Annotated in this window: 16 protein-coding genes; 3 read left to right on the top strand and 13 right to left on the bottom strand. The window is 53.1% G+C overall.

Annotation, left to right across the window (positions count from 1 at the left end):
- Window positions 1-72: 72 nt before the first annotated feature.
- The gene (locus AC2T6E_RS09695) at window positions 73-645 is read right to left on the bottom strand and encodes a Csu type fimbrial protein (RefSeq protein WP_108417567.1); all 573 of its coding nucleotides are present in this window, start codon (window positions 643-645) and stop codon (window positions 73-75) included.
- Window positions 646-1,075: 430 nt separating this feature from the next.
- Here AC2T6E_RS09695 and AC2T6E_RS09690 point away from each other — a divergent pair, with 430 nt between their 5' ends.
- On the top strand, window positions 1,076-2,341 hold the full coding sequence (locus AC2T6E_RS09690) for a dicarboxylate/amino acid:cation symporter (RefSeq protein ID WP_042716086.1): 1,266 nt from the start codon (window positions 1,076-1,078) through the stop codon (window positions 2,339-2,341).
- A 96-nt stretch (window positions 2,342-2,437) separates the two neighbouring features.
- On the opposite strand, the gene cheW is transcribed toward AC2T6E_RS09690, so the two are convergent.
- From cheW to flhD, 6 genes are all read right to left on the bottom strand, one after another.
- Window positions 2,438-2,941, bottom strand: a complete 504-nt coding sequence (cheW, locus tag AC2T6E_RS09685) for a chemotaxis protein CheW (protein WP_010432502.1) — start codon at window positions 2,939-2,941, stop codon at window positions 2,438-2,440.
- A 19-nt stretch (window positions 2,942-2,960) separates the two neighbouring features.
- Complete coding sequence (gene cheA / locus AC2T6E_RS09680; RefSeq protein ID WP_260662211.1) at window positions 2,961-4,985, bottom strand: chemotaxis protein CheA; 2,025 nt, start codon at window positions 4,983-4,985, stop codon at window positions 2,961-2,963.
- A gap of 4 nt (window positions 4,986-4,989) precedes the next feature.
- Window positions 4,990-5,919 (bottom strand): flagellar motor protein MotB, encoded by a 930-nt coding sequence (motB, locus tag AC2T6E_RS09675; protein ID WP_126545465.1) that lies wholly within the window; start codon window positions 5,917-5,919, stop codon window positions 4,990-4,992.
- Window positions 5,916-6,803, bottom strand: coding sequence for a flagellar motor stator protein MotA (gene motA / locus AC2T6E_RS09670; RefSeq protein ID WP_008500417.1), 888 nt, complete (start codon window positions 6,801-6,803; stop codon window positions 5,916-5,918). Before motA ends, motB begins: the two co-directional genes overlap by 4 nt.
- Window positions 6,804-6,926: 123 nt before the next feature.
- The gene (flhC, locus tag AC2T6E_RS09665) at window positions 6,927-7,511 is read right to left on the bottom strand and encodes a flagellar transcriptional regulator FlhC (RefSeq protein WP_172411157.1); all 585 of its coding nucleotides are present in this window, start codon (window positions 7,509-7,511) and stop codon (window positions 6,927-6,929) included.
- Window positions 7,508-7,858 (bottom strand): flagellar transcriptional regulator FlhD, encoded by a 351-nt coding sequence (gene flhD, locus AC2T6E_RS09660; protein WP_010432485.1) that lies wholly within the window; start codon window positions 7,856-7,858, stop codon window positions 7,508-7,510. The genes flhC and flhD overlap by 4 nt, the downstream gene beginning before the upstream one ends.
- Window positions 7,859-8,652: 794 nt before the next feature.
- Between flhD and uspC the strand changes: the two genes are divergently transcribed.
- Window positions 8,653-9,081: a universal stress protein UspC gene (uspC, locus tag AC2T6E_RS09655; protein WP_010432484.1), complete on the top strand. Its 429-nt coding sequence runs from the start codon at window positions 8,653-8,655 to the stop codon at window positions 9,079-9,081.
- A gap of 15 nt (window positions 9,082-9,096) precedes the next feature.
- On the opposite strand, the gene otsA is transcribed toward uspC, so the two are convergent.
- The 6 genes from otsA to AC2T6E_RS09625 form a co-directional block, all read right to left on the bottom strand.
- Window positions 9,097-10,521 (bottom strand): alpha,alpha-trehalose-phosphate synthase, encoded by a 1,425-nt coding sequence (otsA, locus tag AC2T6E_RS09650; protein ID WP_486691491.1) that lies wholly within the window; start codon window positions 10,519-10,521, stop codon window positions 9,097-9,099.
- The gene (gene otsB / locus AC2T6E_RS09645) at window positions 10,496-11,299 is read right to left on the bottom strand and encodes a trehalose-phosphatase (RefSeq protein ID WP_108417565.1); all 804 of its coding nucleotides are present in this window, start codon (window positions 11,297-11,299) and stop codon (window positions 10,496-10,498) included. Before otsB ends, otsA begins: the two co-directional genes overlap by 26 nt.
- Before the next feature lie 152 nt (window positions 11,300-11,451).
- Entirely contained in the window at window positions 11,452-12,432 is a 981-nt protein-coding gene (gene araH / locus AC2T6E_RS09640; protein WP_010432481.1) for an arabinose ABC transporter permease AraH, read from the bottom strand.
- A 14-nt stretch (window positions 12,433-12,446) separates the two neighbouring features.
- The gene (gene araG, locus AC2T6E_RS09635; protein ID WP_010432479.1) at window positions 12,447-13,961 is read right to left on the bottom strand and encodes an L-arabinose ABC transporter ATP-binding protein AraG; all 1,515 of its coding nucleotides are present in this window, start codon (window positions 13,959-13,961) and stop codon (window positions 12,447-12,449) included.
- A gap of 70 nt (window positions 13,962-14,031) precedes the next feature.
- Window positions 14,032-15,021 (bottom strand): arabinose ABC transporter substrate-binding protein AraF, encoded by a 990-nt coding sequence (gene araF / locus AC2T6E_RS09630; protein ID WP_049006600.1) that lies wholly within the window; start codon window positions 15,019-15,021, stop codon window positions 14,032-14,034.
- A 316-nt stretch (window positions 15,022-15,337) separates the two neighbouring features.
- Complete coding sequence (locus AC2T6E_RS09625; protein ID WP_108417563.1) at window positions 15,338-15,895, bottom strand: DJ-1 family glyoxalase III; 558 nt, start codon at window positions 15,893-15,895, stop codon at window positions 15,338-15,340.
- A 506-nt stretch (window positions 15,896-16,401) separates the two neighbouring features.
- On the opposite strand from AC2T6E_RS09625, the gene AC2T6E_RS09620 reads away from it, so the two are divergent.
- Window positions 16,402-16,905 (top strand): non-heme ferritin-like protein, encoded by a 504-nt coding sequence (locus AC2T6E_RS09620; RefSeq protein ID WP_108417562.1) that lies wholly within the window; start codon window positions 16,402-16,404, stop codon window positions 16,903-16,905.
- The last annotated feature ends 13 nt before the right edge of the window (window positions 16,906-16,918 follow it).

The raw sequence follows: 16,918 nt of genomic DNA, 5'->3' as shown, positions 1-16,918 counted from the left end.
GAAAAAAGGGTGCACGCGTCCCTCTGCGCGTTTGCGCAGACTTGTCAACGTTGCCTTCATGGCGGTAGAGGACTAGTAGGTGACGCTGACGTTAATCGTGTCGGTGTAGGTCCCCGGTACGACCGTCACGCTGTTGCCGCCGCCGGTAATACGCCCGTAGAGGGTGTAACTGTCTACCCCTCCGGCCGTAGAGGCGATGGGCAACGCGGCGTTATTGGCAATCACGGTATTAAACCCGCTGTCGCTGTACAGGCTGTAAGCCACGCCCTGTGCCGTATTGGCGGTGTTAACCAGATAGCGCGCAGGGGTGCCTGGCGTGCCGACAACGGTGCCGGGGGCCGTGGAGTTGGTGTTGCCGACGATCGCCACCGTATAGCTGGCGGTCGTGCACTGAATGGTGAAGGTGTTTCCGCCGCTGGCACCGGAGAGCTGCGTGGTCAGGGTAGAAAACGTGGCAGGATGGGTCCCGAAATCGAGCGTACCGAAGTTAATGCCACTTTGCGCGGGCGATCCGTTTATCAGACACCCGTTTGTCAGCGTCAGCGTCGCGCCGATGGTGCCGCTGCTGGTCACGGCCAAAGCCTGAGGGGCCATTGTCGCAGCCAGTAACGAGCCTGCGCAGATCAAAAGGCGTTTTCTTTTCATTTACCACTCTCCAGAAGACGTCGCCGTTCCCTTGCCACATTTTATTTTTGCTGTTCAAGATGTTAGCCCCGCTTAAGGTTCCTCTGAGGGGGGTTATTGAGAATTTAGTTTACGGATATCGCTTCGACCACCTTCCCCATTACACATAAGCCATATGTCTTATTGACTCCCTATCTTTATAAATAACAGAGAGTTAAATGTTTTCAGGCGGCGATTTAGTTTTATCAGGAGAGAATATATCCATTAAAGTGTGATCTTAATCACAATATATCGTCAGGGCATTCACAACAAATTTAATAAAACTTAAAAAGGAGTTGTATCCCCCTACGCTTTGCGTCAATTTATGGGCCGAATAATTTCCCGTTTCGTAATAAAAAATTTATATGTATCGACGCGGGCTACATCTGAAGCGCATAGAGGGTCTTTTTTCGTGGCAAGTGCAAACAAACTCACACTCTTCATCGTGATATTCATGCTGGCGGGTATTCTTTCAGGGGCAGCAATTCATGAATATGCATCTGCGGATGCCATCAAAGCCTGGTCGGATAATATTACCCTTCTGACCGATATTTTCCTCCGTCTGATCAAAATGGTGATTGCGCCTCTGGTCTTCAGCACGCTGACCGTGGGCATTATGAAGCTGGGCGAAACCTCCACCATTGGCCGCGTAGGCGGCAAAGCGATGGTGTGGTTTATCAGCTCATCCGTGCTCTCTATTCTGGTGGGGCTGTTTATCGTCACCCTCGAGCATCCAGGAAGCGGTCTGAACCTGACGGTGCCGACAGAAGCTGTGGATACCGGCCTGGCCGTCAGCGGCATGACGCTGAAAGCCTTCCTGTCGCACACCATTCCGACCAGTATCGCAGGGGCGATGTCGAACAATGAGATCCTGCAGATTGTGGTGTTCTCAATGTTCTTCGGCATTGCTGGCGCATCGCTGGGGCAGAAATTCAACGCGCCGCTGGTGGCCGCGCTGGATGTGGTTTCCCATATCATGCTGAAGGTCACGGGTTACGTGATGTACGTTGCGCCGCTGGCCATTTTCGCGGCGATCTCCTCCGTCATCGCCACGCAGGGTCTGGGCATTCTGCTGAACTACGCCTCCTTTATCGGCGGCTACTATGTGGCGATCCTGCTGACCTGCATGGTGCTGCTGGCCGTGGGTTACATGGTGCTGAAAAAAGAGGTGTTTCGCCTGGTCAGCATGCTTAAAGATCCGGTCCTGGTGGCCTTTACCACCAGCAGCTCTGAAGCCGCCTACCCTAAAACGCTGGAACAGCTGGAGCGTTTTGGCTGCTCGCGCAGTATTGCCTCTTTCGTCCTGCCGATTGGTTACTCCTTTAACCTGGTGGGCTCGATGGTGTACTGCTCTTTCGCCTCGATGTTTATCGCCCAGGCATACAACATTCACCTGAGCTTCTCGGAAGTGACGGTTCTGATGCTGACTCTGATGCTGGCGTCAAAAGGCATTGCGGGCGTACCGCGCTCGTCGCTGGTGGTGCTGGCAGCAACCATTCCGAGCTTTAATATTCCGGTGGCCGGTATTCTGCTGTTGATGGGCATCGACCACTTCCTGGATATGGGACGTTCGGCGATTAACGTGCTGGGGAATGGTATTGCGACCGCGATGCTGTCGCAGAATGAAGGTGCGCGGGAAGCGGAAGCTGAAGCTGAGCTGGTAAAGCAGGAAGCGTAACGGTATGAAAAAGCCGGGTGGCGGCTTCGCCTTACCCGGCCTACAAATAGCTCGAACACGTAGGCCGGGTAAGCGTCAGCGCCACCCGGCTTTGTTTTATGCTACATGACTCGCGGCGATATCCAGCAGCGCCATCTCGTCGCTGTTCAGCAGCTTCTCAATGTTCACCAGAATCAGCATACGCTCGCCGAGCGCGCCCAGACCGGTCAGGTATTCGGTCGACAGCGTGACCGCAAATTCCGGCGCAGGACGGATTTGGTCAGAGGTCAGGGAGAGCACGTCAGAGACGCCATCAACCACGATACCCACCACGCGCTGCCCCAGGTTGAGGACGATCACCACGGTGTTGTCGTTATACTCCACGTCGCCCTGGCTGAACTTCACGCGCAGATCGACGATAGGCACGATCACGCCGCGCAGGTTGGTCACGCCTTTGATAAACGCAGGCGTGTTAGCGATGCGGGTAACCTGATCGTAACCACGAATTTCCTGCACTTTCAGGATATCGATGCCGTACTCCTCATCGCCCAAAGTGAATACCAGGAATTCCTGCCCTGATGGCTCGCCCGCCAGCTTCGTTACATTACTCATACCGGTCATGTTTTTACCTTCTACTTAATCAGGCGGCTGTGTACGCCACACGTTGTTCACGATTTAATCCCTGAAGCGCCGACACATCGACGATCAGCGCCACGCTGCCATCGCCCAGAATGGTCGCAGCAGAAATCCCCGGCACTTTGCGGTAGTTGCTTTCGAGGTTCTTCACCACCACCTGGTGCTGACCAATCAGCTGATCGACCAGCAGCGCGTAGCGGCGACCGGCACTTTGCAGGATCACCACGATGCCCTGCGTGGCTTCGGTTTTCGCGCCGTCCACTTCGAACACTTTCCACAGTTCAACCAGCGGGAGATACTCGCCGCGCACTTCCAGCACGCGCTCGCCGCCCGCCAGCGGATGCAGATCTTCCTCACGTGGCTGCAGGGATTCCATCACCGCGTTCAGCGGCAGAATGAAGACTTCGTCCGCCACTTTGACTGACATGCCGTCAAGGATCGCCAGCGTCAGCGGCAGCAGGATGCGAATGGTGGTACCAGAGCCCTGTTTAGACTGGATCTCAACGTGGCCGCCCATCTCCTGGATGTTACGTTTCACCACGTCCATGCCCACGCCGCGCCCGGACACGTCAGTCACCTGCTCGGCGGTTGAGAAGCCCGGCGCGAAGATCAGCATGCCCACTTCTTCGTCGGTCATGTTTTCGTTAACCGCCATGCCCTGCGAAATCGCCTTCGCGAGAATACGCTCGCGGTTCAGGCCCGCGCCGTCATCGGTCACTTCGATGCAGATGTTTCCGCCCTGATGTTCCGCGGAAAGAATCAGGTTTCCGACAGGGGATTTCCCCGCCGCCACGCGGTTTTCCGGCAACTCAATGCCGTGGTCGAGGCTGTTACGCACCAGGTGCGTTAACGGGTCAATGATGCGTTCAATCAGGCTTTTGTCCAGCTCGGTGGAGCTGCCCATCAGCGTCAGTTCGATCTGCTTATTGAGCTTGCTGGCCAGGTCGCGCACCAGACGCGGGAAGCGGCTGAAGACATATTCCATCGGCATCATACGGATGGACATCACCGATTCCTGCAGATCGCGGGCGTTACGTTGTAACTGACCCATGCTGGTAATGAGATCGCCGTGGGTTACCGGGTCCAGTTCGTTAGAACGCTGTGCCAGCATTGACTGGGTGATCACCAGCTCACCGACGAGGTTAATCAGCTGATCAACCTTCTCAACCGCCACGCGGATGCTGGTGGATTCGCTGGAGCGCGCGGCCGGTTTTTCACCCCGAGCAGGTGCAGCCGTATCTTTCGGCACGGCTTTTAATGCAGGCGCGGCCGGTACGACGGCAGGCGCAGCCGCTTGTGCGACCTCTTCCACTGCGACAGGGGCATCGACTGCCGCGGCTTCAGTTTCAAAGGCAATTTGGTCGGCTTCGATAACAAAGCACAGCACCGCCACAATATCGTCCTGACTGATACCGTCATCCAGCGTCGCGGCGAGGCTGTCTTTACCTTTCACCACGTTGCTCAATGTCGCCAGGTTGCCCAGTTCTTCTTCGAGAAGGTTGACTTCGCTCTCTTTAAGACGGGATAACACCACGCGCAGTTTCGCCGGGCGGTCGGCAACGGGCGCCGCATCCTGTGCGGCCATGGCATCAACAACGCTCAGCTTCGCCGCCGGTACGGCAGCGACCACGTCACCTTTTGCTTCCAGCGCCAGCTGGCGCAGCGCGTTGCAGATATATTCAAAGCTGGCGGCATCAGGCTCTGCCGAACTTTTATAGGCGTCGAGCTGTTCCTGCATAATATCTTTGGTTTCCAAAAACAGGTTGATAATGTCGGTATTGAGCTGCATCTCACCGCGTCGTGCTTCATCCAGCAGGTTTTCCATTAAATGGGTCGTTTCCTGCAAAATGGTAAATCCAAAGGTCCCTGCACCACCTTTAATAGAATGCGCTGCACGGAAAATGGCATTGAGCTGCTCTGAATCCGGTGCTTCAGGCACCAGGTCCAGCAGGTGTTGCTCCATATCGGCCAACAGTTCATCGGCTTCATCAAAAAATGTCTGGTAAAAATCGCTAATATCCATGCTCACGCTATCACCTCGGATTGGCTGGTGGCGATGTTGGAACGGCAGCCGAAGGAACGGCCCCAGGCTGTTTTAAATCGTCCAGTGACTCATTCTGACTTTCGGCGTTTTCATGCAGGATGGCCTGCTCCGCCTGCTGGTTCAGCACTAAAAGACTGATACGACGGTTGATGGCGTCGTCCGGCCCGCGGTCGGTGACGCGCATGGTTGCTGCCATGCCGACCACGCGCAGAACCTTGCCATCATCAAGCCCACCCGCCACCAGCTCGCGACGCGAGGCGTTGGCACGATCGGCAGAAAGCTCCCAGTTGCTGTATCCCTTCTCACCGCTGGCGTACGGGAAATCATCCGTGTGGCCTGACAGGCTGATTCGGTTAGGAATGCCGTTCAGGACCGGGGCAATGGCGCGTAAAATATCGCGCATGTACGGTTCGACTTCCGCACTGCCGGTTTTAAACATTGGGCGATTCTGGCTGTCGATAATCTGGATGCGCAGACCTTCCTGCACCAGATCGATCTTCAGGTGCGGGCGCAACGCGCGCAGTTTCGGGTCCGCCTCAATCAGCTGATCGAGATCGCCACGCAGTTTCTTCAGGCGCGCCTGTTCCATTCGTCTTTTCAGATCGTCGATGTTTGGCTCTTTTTTCACTTCACCCTTCTGCTGGGTGTAATCGTCGCCACCGCCAGGAATGGGGCTCTCGCTGTTCGAAATGCGCGGCCCACCGGTCACTGCCGTTGCCAGCGGCGTTCTGAAATATTCCGCAATCTGGATCAGCTCTTTCGGGCTGGAGATGGAGATCAGCCACATCACCAGAAAGAACGCCATCATGGCAGTCATAAAGTCGGCGTAAGCAATTTTCCACGAGCCGTGGGAACCGTGTCCGTGCCCCTTATGCTTGCGCTTTTTTACGATGACGATCGGATGGGACTGGTTTTTCATGCGTCCTCAGTTGTCGTCTGTTGGTTTGGGTTTTTCACCGCACGCACGTGTTCTTCAAGCTCGATAAACGACGGACGCTCGCTGGAGTACAGCGTTTTACGGCCAAATTCGACGGCGATCGGTGGTGCGTAACCGTTGAGGTTGGAGAGCAGCGTGATCTTCACGCACTGCATCATTTTGGTGGTTTCCGCGCTCTTTTGACGCAGAACGCTCGCCAGCGGGGAGATAAAACCGTACGCCAGCAAGATACCGAGGAAAGTCCCGACCATCGCGTGGGCAATCAGCGCACCTAACTCTGCCGCCGGACGATCCGCCGAGGCCAGCGCGTGAACCACCCCCATCACCGCCGCAACGATACCAAACGCCGGAAGCGAGTCGCCCACCAGCGCCAGGCTGTTGGCTGGCACTTCAGATTCGCTTTCGTGGGTTTCGATCTCTTCGTCCATCAGCGCTTCAATTTCGAAGGTGTTCATGTTGCCGCTGATGATCAGGCGCAGGTAATCGACGATAAAATCCAGCATCATCGCGTCAGCCAGGATACGTGGATAGCTGGCGAAGATTTCGCTCTCTTTCGGGTTTTCGATGTCACGCTCCAGCGAGAACATGCCCTGCTGACGTGACTTCGCCATCAGGCGATAGAGCAGCGCCAGCAGATCCATATACATGCTTTTGGTGTATTTCGAGCGACGGAACAGCAACGGAATCGCTTTCAGCGTGCCCTTGATCGATTTACCGTTGTTACCAACGATAAAAGCCCCTACCCCTGCACCGCCGATGATAATAAGTTCAGCCGGTTGATAGAGTGCTCCAAGGTGCCCGCCGGTCATCATGTAACCGCCGAAAACTGTACCGAGAACTACCAGGTAACCTAATAAGATAAGCACGACATCATCCTTCCGCTAGTGACTAAGGCAGGACGTTCATTTCGACAGCGTTACCGGAATGCGGGGTAAAAAAAAGCAGCGGTAATTGCTTACCGCTGCTGGAATCTTGCCCACACGTTCGGGTTAAACAGCTTGTTCGATCTGTTCATCCAGCAGTTGTGGAATAATATCGGCAGCATCCCGGGAAAGTTTACGTCTTTTTACGGCGCGGGATGGAGGCTGGCATAAACTACAGGCGAAGCTGCCAGCAGGCTGATGAGCATGGGTAATAAAATTGCCATCGCAGCAGTTGCAGCGAGACAGTTCAAGCATTCCGCTTTCAACAAAACGCACCAGCGTCCATGCGCGGGTCAGTGCCAGCAGGGGTCCATCTTCCTGCTGAGGGCATTGTTCAAGGTAAAGTTTATACGCTTTGATCACGGCATCGACGCCGCTACACAAACCGGTTTTCAGAAGGTACTGCCAGGCGTTACAGAACATCGATGCATGGATATTCTGTTCCCAGGTCATAAACCAGTCCGTTGAGAACGGCAGCATTCCTTTAGGCGGTGGACTACCACGTAATTCTTTATACAGTTTGATGAGACGACCACGGCTCAGCTGAGTCTCGCTTTCCAGCATTTGTAAACGAGCACCCAGCGTAATCAGCTCCATTGCCAGCTGTATATCACGCGCTTCCTGAACAATGCTTTTCTCGCTCATTTTTATGCCCTTTTCTTACGGGCAACGTCATCAGGCTGGCTGATTTCGCTGAGCAATCGTGTGGAGAGAAGAATACCGGTATGGACCTGTTGAAGATCGTCAACGCGGGATTCCTGGGTCAGACGCGTGATTGTCTGCGGATTATCAAAGCGGAACTGGCAAACGAGTTGATTCGTTTCTGCCAGCTTGACCATTTGCGGGAGTGTTAATCCCCCCAACATGGTTGCCATCTCTTCGTTAATACCCAGACGAAACATCGCGGACGCTTTGTCCTGACTAATCAAACGCTGCGCGAGCAGTAAATATGACAAATTGATGTCATAGATATGTTTTAGCAACTCGGATGTATGCATTGTTCCCATCCCGAATAACCAACTATTATTTTTATGCGGAAAGACCGCACCCCGTGATGTCGCCGGGAAATCACCCGGTATAAAAAAGAAAAGGCTAAATGCATAGTTGAATTTAGGTTTGTATTCAGCAAAACGTACAACAGCTGAAACGCAGCTGCGCCTCATATCGTTTTATCATTTCTTACAAATAACTAAGATTTTTCCTAATTCGACGCAAACTCTACTCGTCAGTTTTGACACATACAATGCAGCCATCCTCAAATTTAAAAAAAATGTGATCTACGTCACACAATTTAAGTGAATATTCTCCATAAATCCATCAGTATGACTTGTAATTTGGTCAAAATTTCACCAAACGAGACTGTTTTATATTCTTGAAGAGCGAATACTCATGCATGCGTATGAACAGATACGGCATAGCAATTGCTTTTTCTGCTTATATTGACTACGCCAATCATTCACATCGCGTACATCTGGCAGTCACACTTCCATTACTTAGTAAAAACATATAGTTATGAAAAAAGTGCATAAAATTTATTTCACTGCGTGATCATTCAAATTGTGTTTATAACAGGTTAAAACGATTTAACGCGACTGACTAAAAAAAGTGTGATTTACGTTAAGTTGTTAATTTTTTTCATTTGGACACACTTTGCAATTATTCTTCTTATAAGAATAATTAATGAATAATTATGATAAGCTTCACACTAATGCCTTATTCCCCCCTTGCGGAAGTCTTGAAATCGCGGTAAAGCTGAAGAAACCTTGTTGTTCAGACATCAAAGGAGTGCGTGATGAGTTACACCCATCTTCTTGTTTCTGTTGCGGTTTCGCCGGAAAGTCATCAACTCGTCGCCCGTGCCGTTTCTATCGCCAGGCCCACCAATGCTCGCATCAGCCTGATCACACTGACAGCCGAACCCGAAATGTACAATCAACTGGCAGCCCCCATGCTCGAGGATATTCGTGAGGTTTTGCAGGAAGAAACACAGCAGTTTCTGCGAGAACTGGTAGAAAAGGCGCAATATCCGGTTCACCAGACCATTATTGCCACCGGGGAATTAAACGAACATATTCTTAGCTTGTGCCAAAAACAGAATATTGATTTGGTGATCTGCGGTAATCATAACCAAAGCTTTTTTTCGCGCGCGGCATGTTCGGCGAAATCGATTGTCGCCTCAAGCCAGGTCGATGTGTTGTTAGTCCCTCTCGGGGGCTCATAAAGCCCCCGAGGAATATCACGCCAGTTTAGGGAAAGTCGCGATCTTTTTTTGCAGCTGTCCCTCATGGCTCTGCGGTTCAATTTCACGCAGATCGTCTATAAAACGAGCCTGCCAGTGGTTAATGTCATTTTTACGGATGGTCTCCATCATCTCCGCATGGCGAGATATACGCTCCGCCAGCGGCATGGTTAAGGCGCGGTGTAGGGCGTTCGCGACGTCATCGCGATCGTAAGGGTTAACGATGAGTGCTGAAGTAAGCTCATTCGCCGCACCGGCAAATTGAGACAGCACCAGTACCCCAGGGTCCGCAGGATCTTGTGCTGCGACATACTCCTTTGCCACCAGATTCATCCCGTCACGCAGGGGCGTCACCAGCCCGACGTCCGCATAGCGGAAGACCTTCATCAGGATCTTGCGCTCAAAGTGTTGATTCAGATAGAAAAGGGGTGTCCAGCCCAGCTGTCCGTAGCGGCCGTTGATGCGCCCTGCTTCGGTCTCCAGCTGGTGACGAATATCCTGATAAGCCTGCACCTCGCCGCGCGACGTCGGCGCTATCTGCGTATAGCGAATTTTGCCGTGATGCTGCGGATATTTCTCCAGTAACGTCTCATACGCCAGGAAGCGCTCCGGTAAGCCTTTGGAGTAATCGAGGCGCTCTACTGAAAAGATATTCTTAACGTTTTTAAGCTCATTTTTAAGCTGTGCCAGTTTTGGCGGCAACGGGCCAGACGCTTGTTCGGCAATTTCTTCCGGCTCGATGCCGATAGGATAAACCTCCGTATGGAAGTTTTTCCCCCAGGCCGCGTGCGATTTTCCGCCATGCGTAACCAGCCGCGTTTTACCCGACACGCTGTCGAGGAAAGCCAGCCTGTCATTTTCAGTCTGGAAACCCAGGAGATCGTAATCGGACAGTGCTTCCAGGATCTCGTCGTGCTGCGGAAGCGCCGTGAAGATCTCCGGCGTCGGGAAGGGTATATGCAGGAAGAAGCCGATACGGTTGTTGACGCCGCGTCTTCTCAACTCTCTGGCAAAGGGCAGAAGATGATAATCGTGGATCCATAAAATATCGTCTTCTTTAATTAATGGCAGCAGTTTATCGGCCAGCAGCGCATTGACGCGCATATAGCCTTCATATGACTCACGCTGGAATTTGACCAGATCCAGGCGGTAGTGGAAGGCAGGCCACAGTACGGCATTAGAGAACTCGGAATAATATTCGTTATAGTCCTGTTCGTTCAGGGCGAAAGAGGCCCACGTAATGTTGCCGCGCGAGACTTTCTTAAGCGGCTTGTCTTCGTTACTGATTTCCCCACTCCAGCCAAACCAGAGTCCTCCGGCGGCTTTTAGGGCACCTAATACCCCCACCGCCAGGCCACCCGCGCTGGCTTTTTTATCATCCGGCGGTGCAATGCGATTAGAGACGACGATTAAGCGACCCATATAGATTTCTCCCGTTGTGTTGCGCTATTTGTTGTTGTTGCTGGTTAGCGACGTCAGATATCCACTGCCAGACGCTGGCGACGCTTTCCAGCCGCCATCCGGCACAGGTTTCTCCAGGCCCGACTTTGACAGACATCCCGCCGGCCTTATTGACCACCATAAACCCGGCCTCATCGGTCAGGTCATCCCCCAAAAATACTGGCTTACGCCCCTGAAAAGGCGGCTCGGCCATAAACGCCGCAATAGCAGCGCCTTTGTTGATCCCTTCAGGTTTAATCTCAATGACGCACTTCCCCGGCTGTAACGCGAGCTCCGGGTGCGCATCGGCCACGCCGCGGGCGATGGCAAAGACTGCCGCTTCATGATGCGGTGCCTGACGATAGTGCAGAGCAAAGGCCATACCTTTGGCTTCCAGCTCGGTACCCGGCAGCGCCTCCAGAGCAGAAGAGAGATGAGTATGCAGCGACTGAATTAAGGCATCGGGGAGTGAGACAATATGCTGTTGATCATGGATATCGCGGCGCTCCGCTCCGTGTACACCGGCCAGCGGAAAGTGATATGGACTGGCGAGCACGTCCAGCTCGGCCATTGAGCGCCCTGAAATCAATGCCAGTGCTCCCTCGTTCATCCGCGAGAGCTGCTGCAAATTCTCTAACACCGTATCCGGTACAACGACCTCATCTGGATGCGGCTTTATCCCGGCGAGTGTTCCGTCGAGGTCAAAAAAGAAAGCAAATTTTCCGGGCAGTACAGGCGGTGCGGTTAACAAGTCAGCCACCCTTTTCCTCCTTACAGTGAGTAAACAGCCATGTAAGTATAGACAGTGTGACGGTGCTCGCCATTTGACAACCGCCCCGTCAGTAAAACTGGCGGGGCGGTTAAGGGGTCAACTATGGTTATTAGTTGAGCAATAAAAAGCGCGGAAAGGCGTTAAACGGTACGCTTCGCTTTTTGCTTGTAACGGTCGAAAATCACGGCTGCGAGCAGGATCAGACCACGCACCACGTACTGCGAGAATGGCGAAATATTCAACAGGTTCATGGCGTTCTCCACCGTCCCCAAAATCAGGATACCGGCCACCACATATGAGATTTTTCCGATGCCGCCTTTCAGGGAAACGCCCCCTAAAACGCAGGCTGAGATGACGATCAGCTCGTAACCAATGGAGGTCATCGGCTGGCCGCTGGTCATGCGCGACGCCAGAATGATCCCTGCTGCTGCGGAGACCAGCCCGGAGAGTACAAAGATAATGATCTTGGTGCGCACCACCGGCACCCCCGCCAGGCGCGCCGCCTCTTCATTCCCGCCAATCGCCAGCGTGTTACGGCCAAACGTGGTGCGGTTAAGCAGGAAGCCAAACAGGATCAGGCAGGCGACCGTCAGCCAGATTGGCGCAGGCAGACCCAGCCAGTTGGCATAGCCCAGGGTAAAGAAGCGCTCGTCTTCGATCCCCACGGCTTTCCCGTCGGAGATGATGTAGGCCAGACCGCGCACAATTTGCATGGTCGCAAGCGTCGTGATCAGGGCGTTAATCTTCAGGCGGGCAATCACAAACCCGTTCACCAGGCCGCTCAGCACGCCGAGCATTAACCCTGCAAAGACGCCAATCCACAGGCTCTCGGTCATGTTGATGACGACTGCCGTGGTCACGCCTGCACAGGCGATTACCGAGGCCACCGACAGGTCAAAATCGCCCGACGCCAGGCAGAACAGCATGCCGCAGGCCACCATGCCGGACATGGAGATTGCCAGCCCCAGCCCCTTCATATTAATGAAGGTGGCAAAGTTCGGTACAAAAATCGCGCAGGCGAGGAACAGCGCGGCAAAGACCACCAGCATACCGTACTGGTCCCAGATGCGGCCAAAACTGAAAGCCGACTTCGGCGCTCCGGATGTGGTTACAGAGGACATCATTGACTCCTTACTCAGGCGACAGCCTGGCTAACTTTAGGCATGGCGAGACTCAACGCCTGTTGTTCATTCGCCTGTTCATGCAGCAACTCACCGGCAATTTCACCTTCACGCATCACGACGATGCGGTCGGCAACGCCAAGCACCTCAGGCAGATCGCTGGAGGCGAACAGCACCGCCACGCCGCGTTTTGCCAGTTCATAAATCACGTTATAGATTTCGTGTTTTGCCCCCACGTCGATACCGCGCGTCGGCTCATCCAGCAAAATGACCTTCATATCTTCCGACAGCCAGCGGCCCAGAATGGCTTTTTGCTGATTACCGCCGGAGAGGTTCATGATCAGCTGCTCCGCACCCGGCGTTTTGATGTTCAGCGAGCGGATATGGTGGTCGGCGTTGCTCGCTTCCCAGCCGTCATTGATCAGGCACCCCGCGCGGATGTATTTGCGTCTTGCAGAGATATTGATGTTGTCGCGCACCGAGTGGACCGGAATGATCCCCTCCGCTTTGCGATCTTCCGGGCAGAGCATCATGCCCGCATTGATCGCGTGAGCGGGCTTCTGGATATCGATTTTTTGACCGTCAATCGAGACCTGCCCCTGTGTGATCCGCGTGCCGCCAAACAACCCTTTCATCAGTTCGCTGCGCCCTGCCCCGACAAGGCCAAACAGTCCGACGATTTCACCGCTGCGCACCGAAAGAGAAATCGGCGTGCGTACGCCGGGCGCTTTAACGTTATCCAGACGCAGACGCTCCGGGCCGTACTCGCGCGGCTGCCAGTGGTAAATATCGCCCAGCTCGCGTCCGACCATCGCCTGAACCAGCTGGTCATGGTTAACCTGTGCCATGTCCGTGAACGTCCGCACGTAACGACCGTCCTTAAACACGGTGATGGCATCGCTTAAGGCAAAGATCTCCTCCATACGGTGCGAAACGTACAGAATAATGCGGCCTTCTTTGCGCAGCTCGCGGATCACGCGGAACAGATTTTCAATTTCACGGGCGGAGAGCGAACTGGTCGGTTCATCAAAGGCGATAATCTTGGCGTTACGCGCCAGCGCCTTGGCAATTTCAACCATCTGCCACTGGCCGATGGAGAGATATTTCAGGGGCGTTTGCGGATCAACATCCAGCCCAAGGTGTTTAAGCTGCAGCCCCGCTTCGTAATTGAGTAGCGAACGATTTACCACGCCGCTTTTGTGCGGAAGCTGACCTAAATAGATGTTCTCTGCCACGGTCATTTCAGGAATGAGGTGCAGTTCCTGATAGATGATGGCGACCCCGGCATTGAGAGCCGCCGTCGTATCGGCAAACGCCACCTCTTCGCCGCGTATCGCCAGCGTGCCGGTTGTGGGGGTGTAGTTACCGCTGAGAATTTTCAACAGCGTGGATTTTCCCGCGCCGTTCTCCCCCATCAGCGCATGGACCTGACCGGCATGGCAGTCGAAGCTGATATCGGTCAGCGCGTTAACACCGGGGAAGGTTTTCCCGATGCCGCGAAAAGAGAGATAGGGATCAGACTGTTGCATAACGACTCCGTGATTCCTGTAGTGTGTACGTCTGGCCCCTCAGAAAAATGAGGGGCACAATCACAACGTATTACTTACCGCCCAGTCCTTTTTTCGCCAGCTCCTCTTTGAAGTTGTCGCGGGTGATCAGCACCACGTCGGTCACTTCGGTGAATTTCGGCGGTTCAGCCCCTTTGGTCACCCAGTTGTAGAGCATTTCGCTGGATTTGTAGCCGTGAACATCCGGGCTTGGCAGCAGCGAGCCGTAGAAGCCGGTCGCCTGCGCTTTGGACAGTTCGCTGACCGCGTCCACGCCGTTGATGCCGATGCCGATAACGTCAGGCGCCTTGAAGCCCTGGCCTTCGGTTGCGCGCACGCCGCCCAGCACGGTGTTGTCGTTCATGCCGACCACCAGCCAGTGTTTGACTTCCGGATGCTGGACCAGCATAGAGTTAGCCGCGTCGAACGCGCCCGGGATGTCGTTAGATTTGGTTGGTACTTTGTAGATCTGCTTTTCCGGGAAACCGGCCGCTTTCAGGGCGTCCATGGAACCGGTAGTACGACGACGCGCCGTGTCCAGCTCGTCAGCGGTAATCGCCATCACGCCGGTCTCTTTTACATCCCAGCCGCGTTTTTGCATCTCTTTATAGAGTTCCTGGCCCTGACGTTCGCCGATTTTGGTCGCCGCCATCATCACCAGCGGGACGCTGTCCATCGGCTTACCCTTGGCGTTCACGAACTGGTCATCAACCGCAATGACCTTCATGTCATAGCCACGTGCTTTGGCGGCAATCGCTGAACCCAGTTTCGGATCAGGGGTACAGATAACAAACCCTTTCGCACCGCTGGCCGCCAGGCTGTCGATGGCGTTCAGGGTTTTTTCACCGTCCGGCACGGCGATTTTAATCACTTCAAAACCTAAATCTTTTCCGGCTTTATCGGCGAATTTCCACTCGGTCTGGAACCAGGGTTCTTCAGGTTGTTTAACCAAAAAACCGAGTTTTAAATTTTCAGCGATAGCGGATTGTGACATAACGGCAGCCAGGCCGATGGCCGCCAGCGCTTTAGTAAATTTGTGCATGGTAAACTCCAGCTTTAGCAATCTTTTCTGTAGGGAATATTTGCGTGCTTCTTATTTAATCGGACTTAAAACAAGACATTAGCGCTTACCTCGTCATAAGCGTTAGTGCTGGTGATAGTTTTAGCGGGAAATTAATCATCCATAAGAGAGCGGCATCACACCGCAGAATTACAGTAATTGCGTACATAAATTCAGCGGAAAATGACATAAAAACGGCAGGAATTGTCAGACAATTAAAATGGGGTTAAGCAGAATAATCCATAAGATTAGCCAAGAAGTCCCTGACAGCCGGACGCCATCACGTCCGGCGGGGAAATTACCAGGCGTAATAGATGTGATCCGCGTGATCGCGGACAGGCGCTTCGTCACCCAACAGGCGAGCAGAAAGGGTCAGCGCAAAGTCAAACGCGTGGCCCAGACCTTTACCGCTGATCAGGTTTTTATCCTCGACGACCGGTGCATCCACGTATTCACCGTCCGTTACGGTTTCCCATAAATCTCCCGAGCAGACGTAACGGCGTCCTTTGAGTAACCCATTACCGCCCAGCACGCGCGCTGCGGCAGAACAGAGGGGACAAATCAATTTTCCACTTTCATCATGTGTGGACACAAAACGGATGACTTCCCGGCTTGCGGCCAGATTGACGCTTCCCTGCGGCCCTCCGGGTAAAACCACCGCATCGTAAAGCGTGTTCAGACGTTCGGATAACGTACAGTCTGCCACCATCGGGATGTTGTGGTAGCTCACCACCGCCCGAGATTCTGCGCAAGCCAGGGTTTCCACCTCAATATTCAACCGACGCAGAATATCAATCGTAATAATTGCTTCTGCTTCCTCAAAACCAGGTGCCAGCAGCACCGCAACGTTCGCCATGTTAACCTCAGTGAATGGAATATATTAAAACACTGTTTCATTTTCACAGAGTCATCAGGAACAATCCTGCACGGCGATCACATTACCGTCATTTTTGCAAAAATTGATTTAGCGCAACTTTACGCCCATAGAATATATTTTGAATTAATCATGCATATTTGTTCTATTCGCAGAATATTCTGTTACCACACTATTTAACGCTGTGATCCCAGAGCAATAAATATATAAAACCACTTAAAAATCAACCAGTTATTGATGTGTTAATTTATATCCATCTGTTTGAGATTCTGTACTATATTAAAATTTGTAATGTATGGTAAATACGGGATGATTAAGAGTTTTCTTAATCCGGAGACAAGGGTATGCTTATTTATATCGAACACAGGATGTGAATATTCGGTCAATTTCCGTCAATGCAGAATTGCTTTCTGCCATGTGATTTTATCTACCTGCCGGGTCAGGTTTAGCTGCGGACATCACGTCCCACAGTCAATAAGGATATGAGTATGACTACCCAAACGATGATGCAAAAACTGAATGCCCAAATGAACCTGGAGTTCTACGCCTCCAATTTGCACCTGCATTTGAGCGCGTGGTGCTCCGAAAACAGTCTTACTGGTTCAGCCACGTTCTTTCGTACTCAGGCGCAAAGTAACGTCACGCATATGATGCGCGTCTTTAACTTTCTGAAAGCTGCAGGGGCGAACCCTATCGTAAAAGCCCTGGACACGATCGACGATAACTACTCTTCGCTGGAAGAATTGTTCCAGAAAACGCTTGAAGAGTATGAACAGCGCTGCAGCACACTCAGCAAACTGGCTGATGAAGCCAAAGCGCAGCACGACAGCATTACTCTGAAATTCCTGCGCGATATGGACAAAGAGCAGCAGCAGGACGGTACGCTGCTCAAAACGCTTGCGGACGAACTCCGCAATGCGAAGCATGCCGGTTTATGCCCGGAGCAGACTGACCGTCATCTGCTCGACATTGTAACCGTGCAGCGCCACTGAGCGCGACTGACCT

Source organism: Enterobacter sp. B79-1, assembly GCF_057444735.1.
This window is presented reverse-complemented; position numbering and strand designations above follow the sequence as displayed.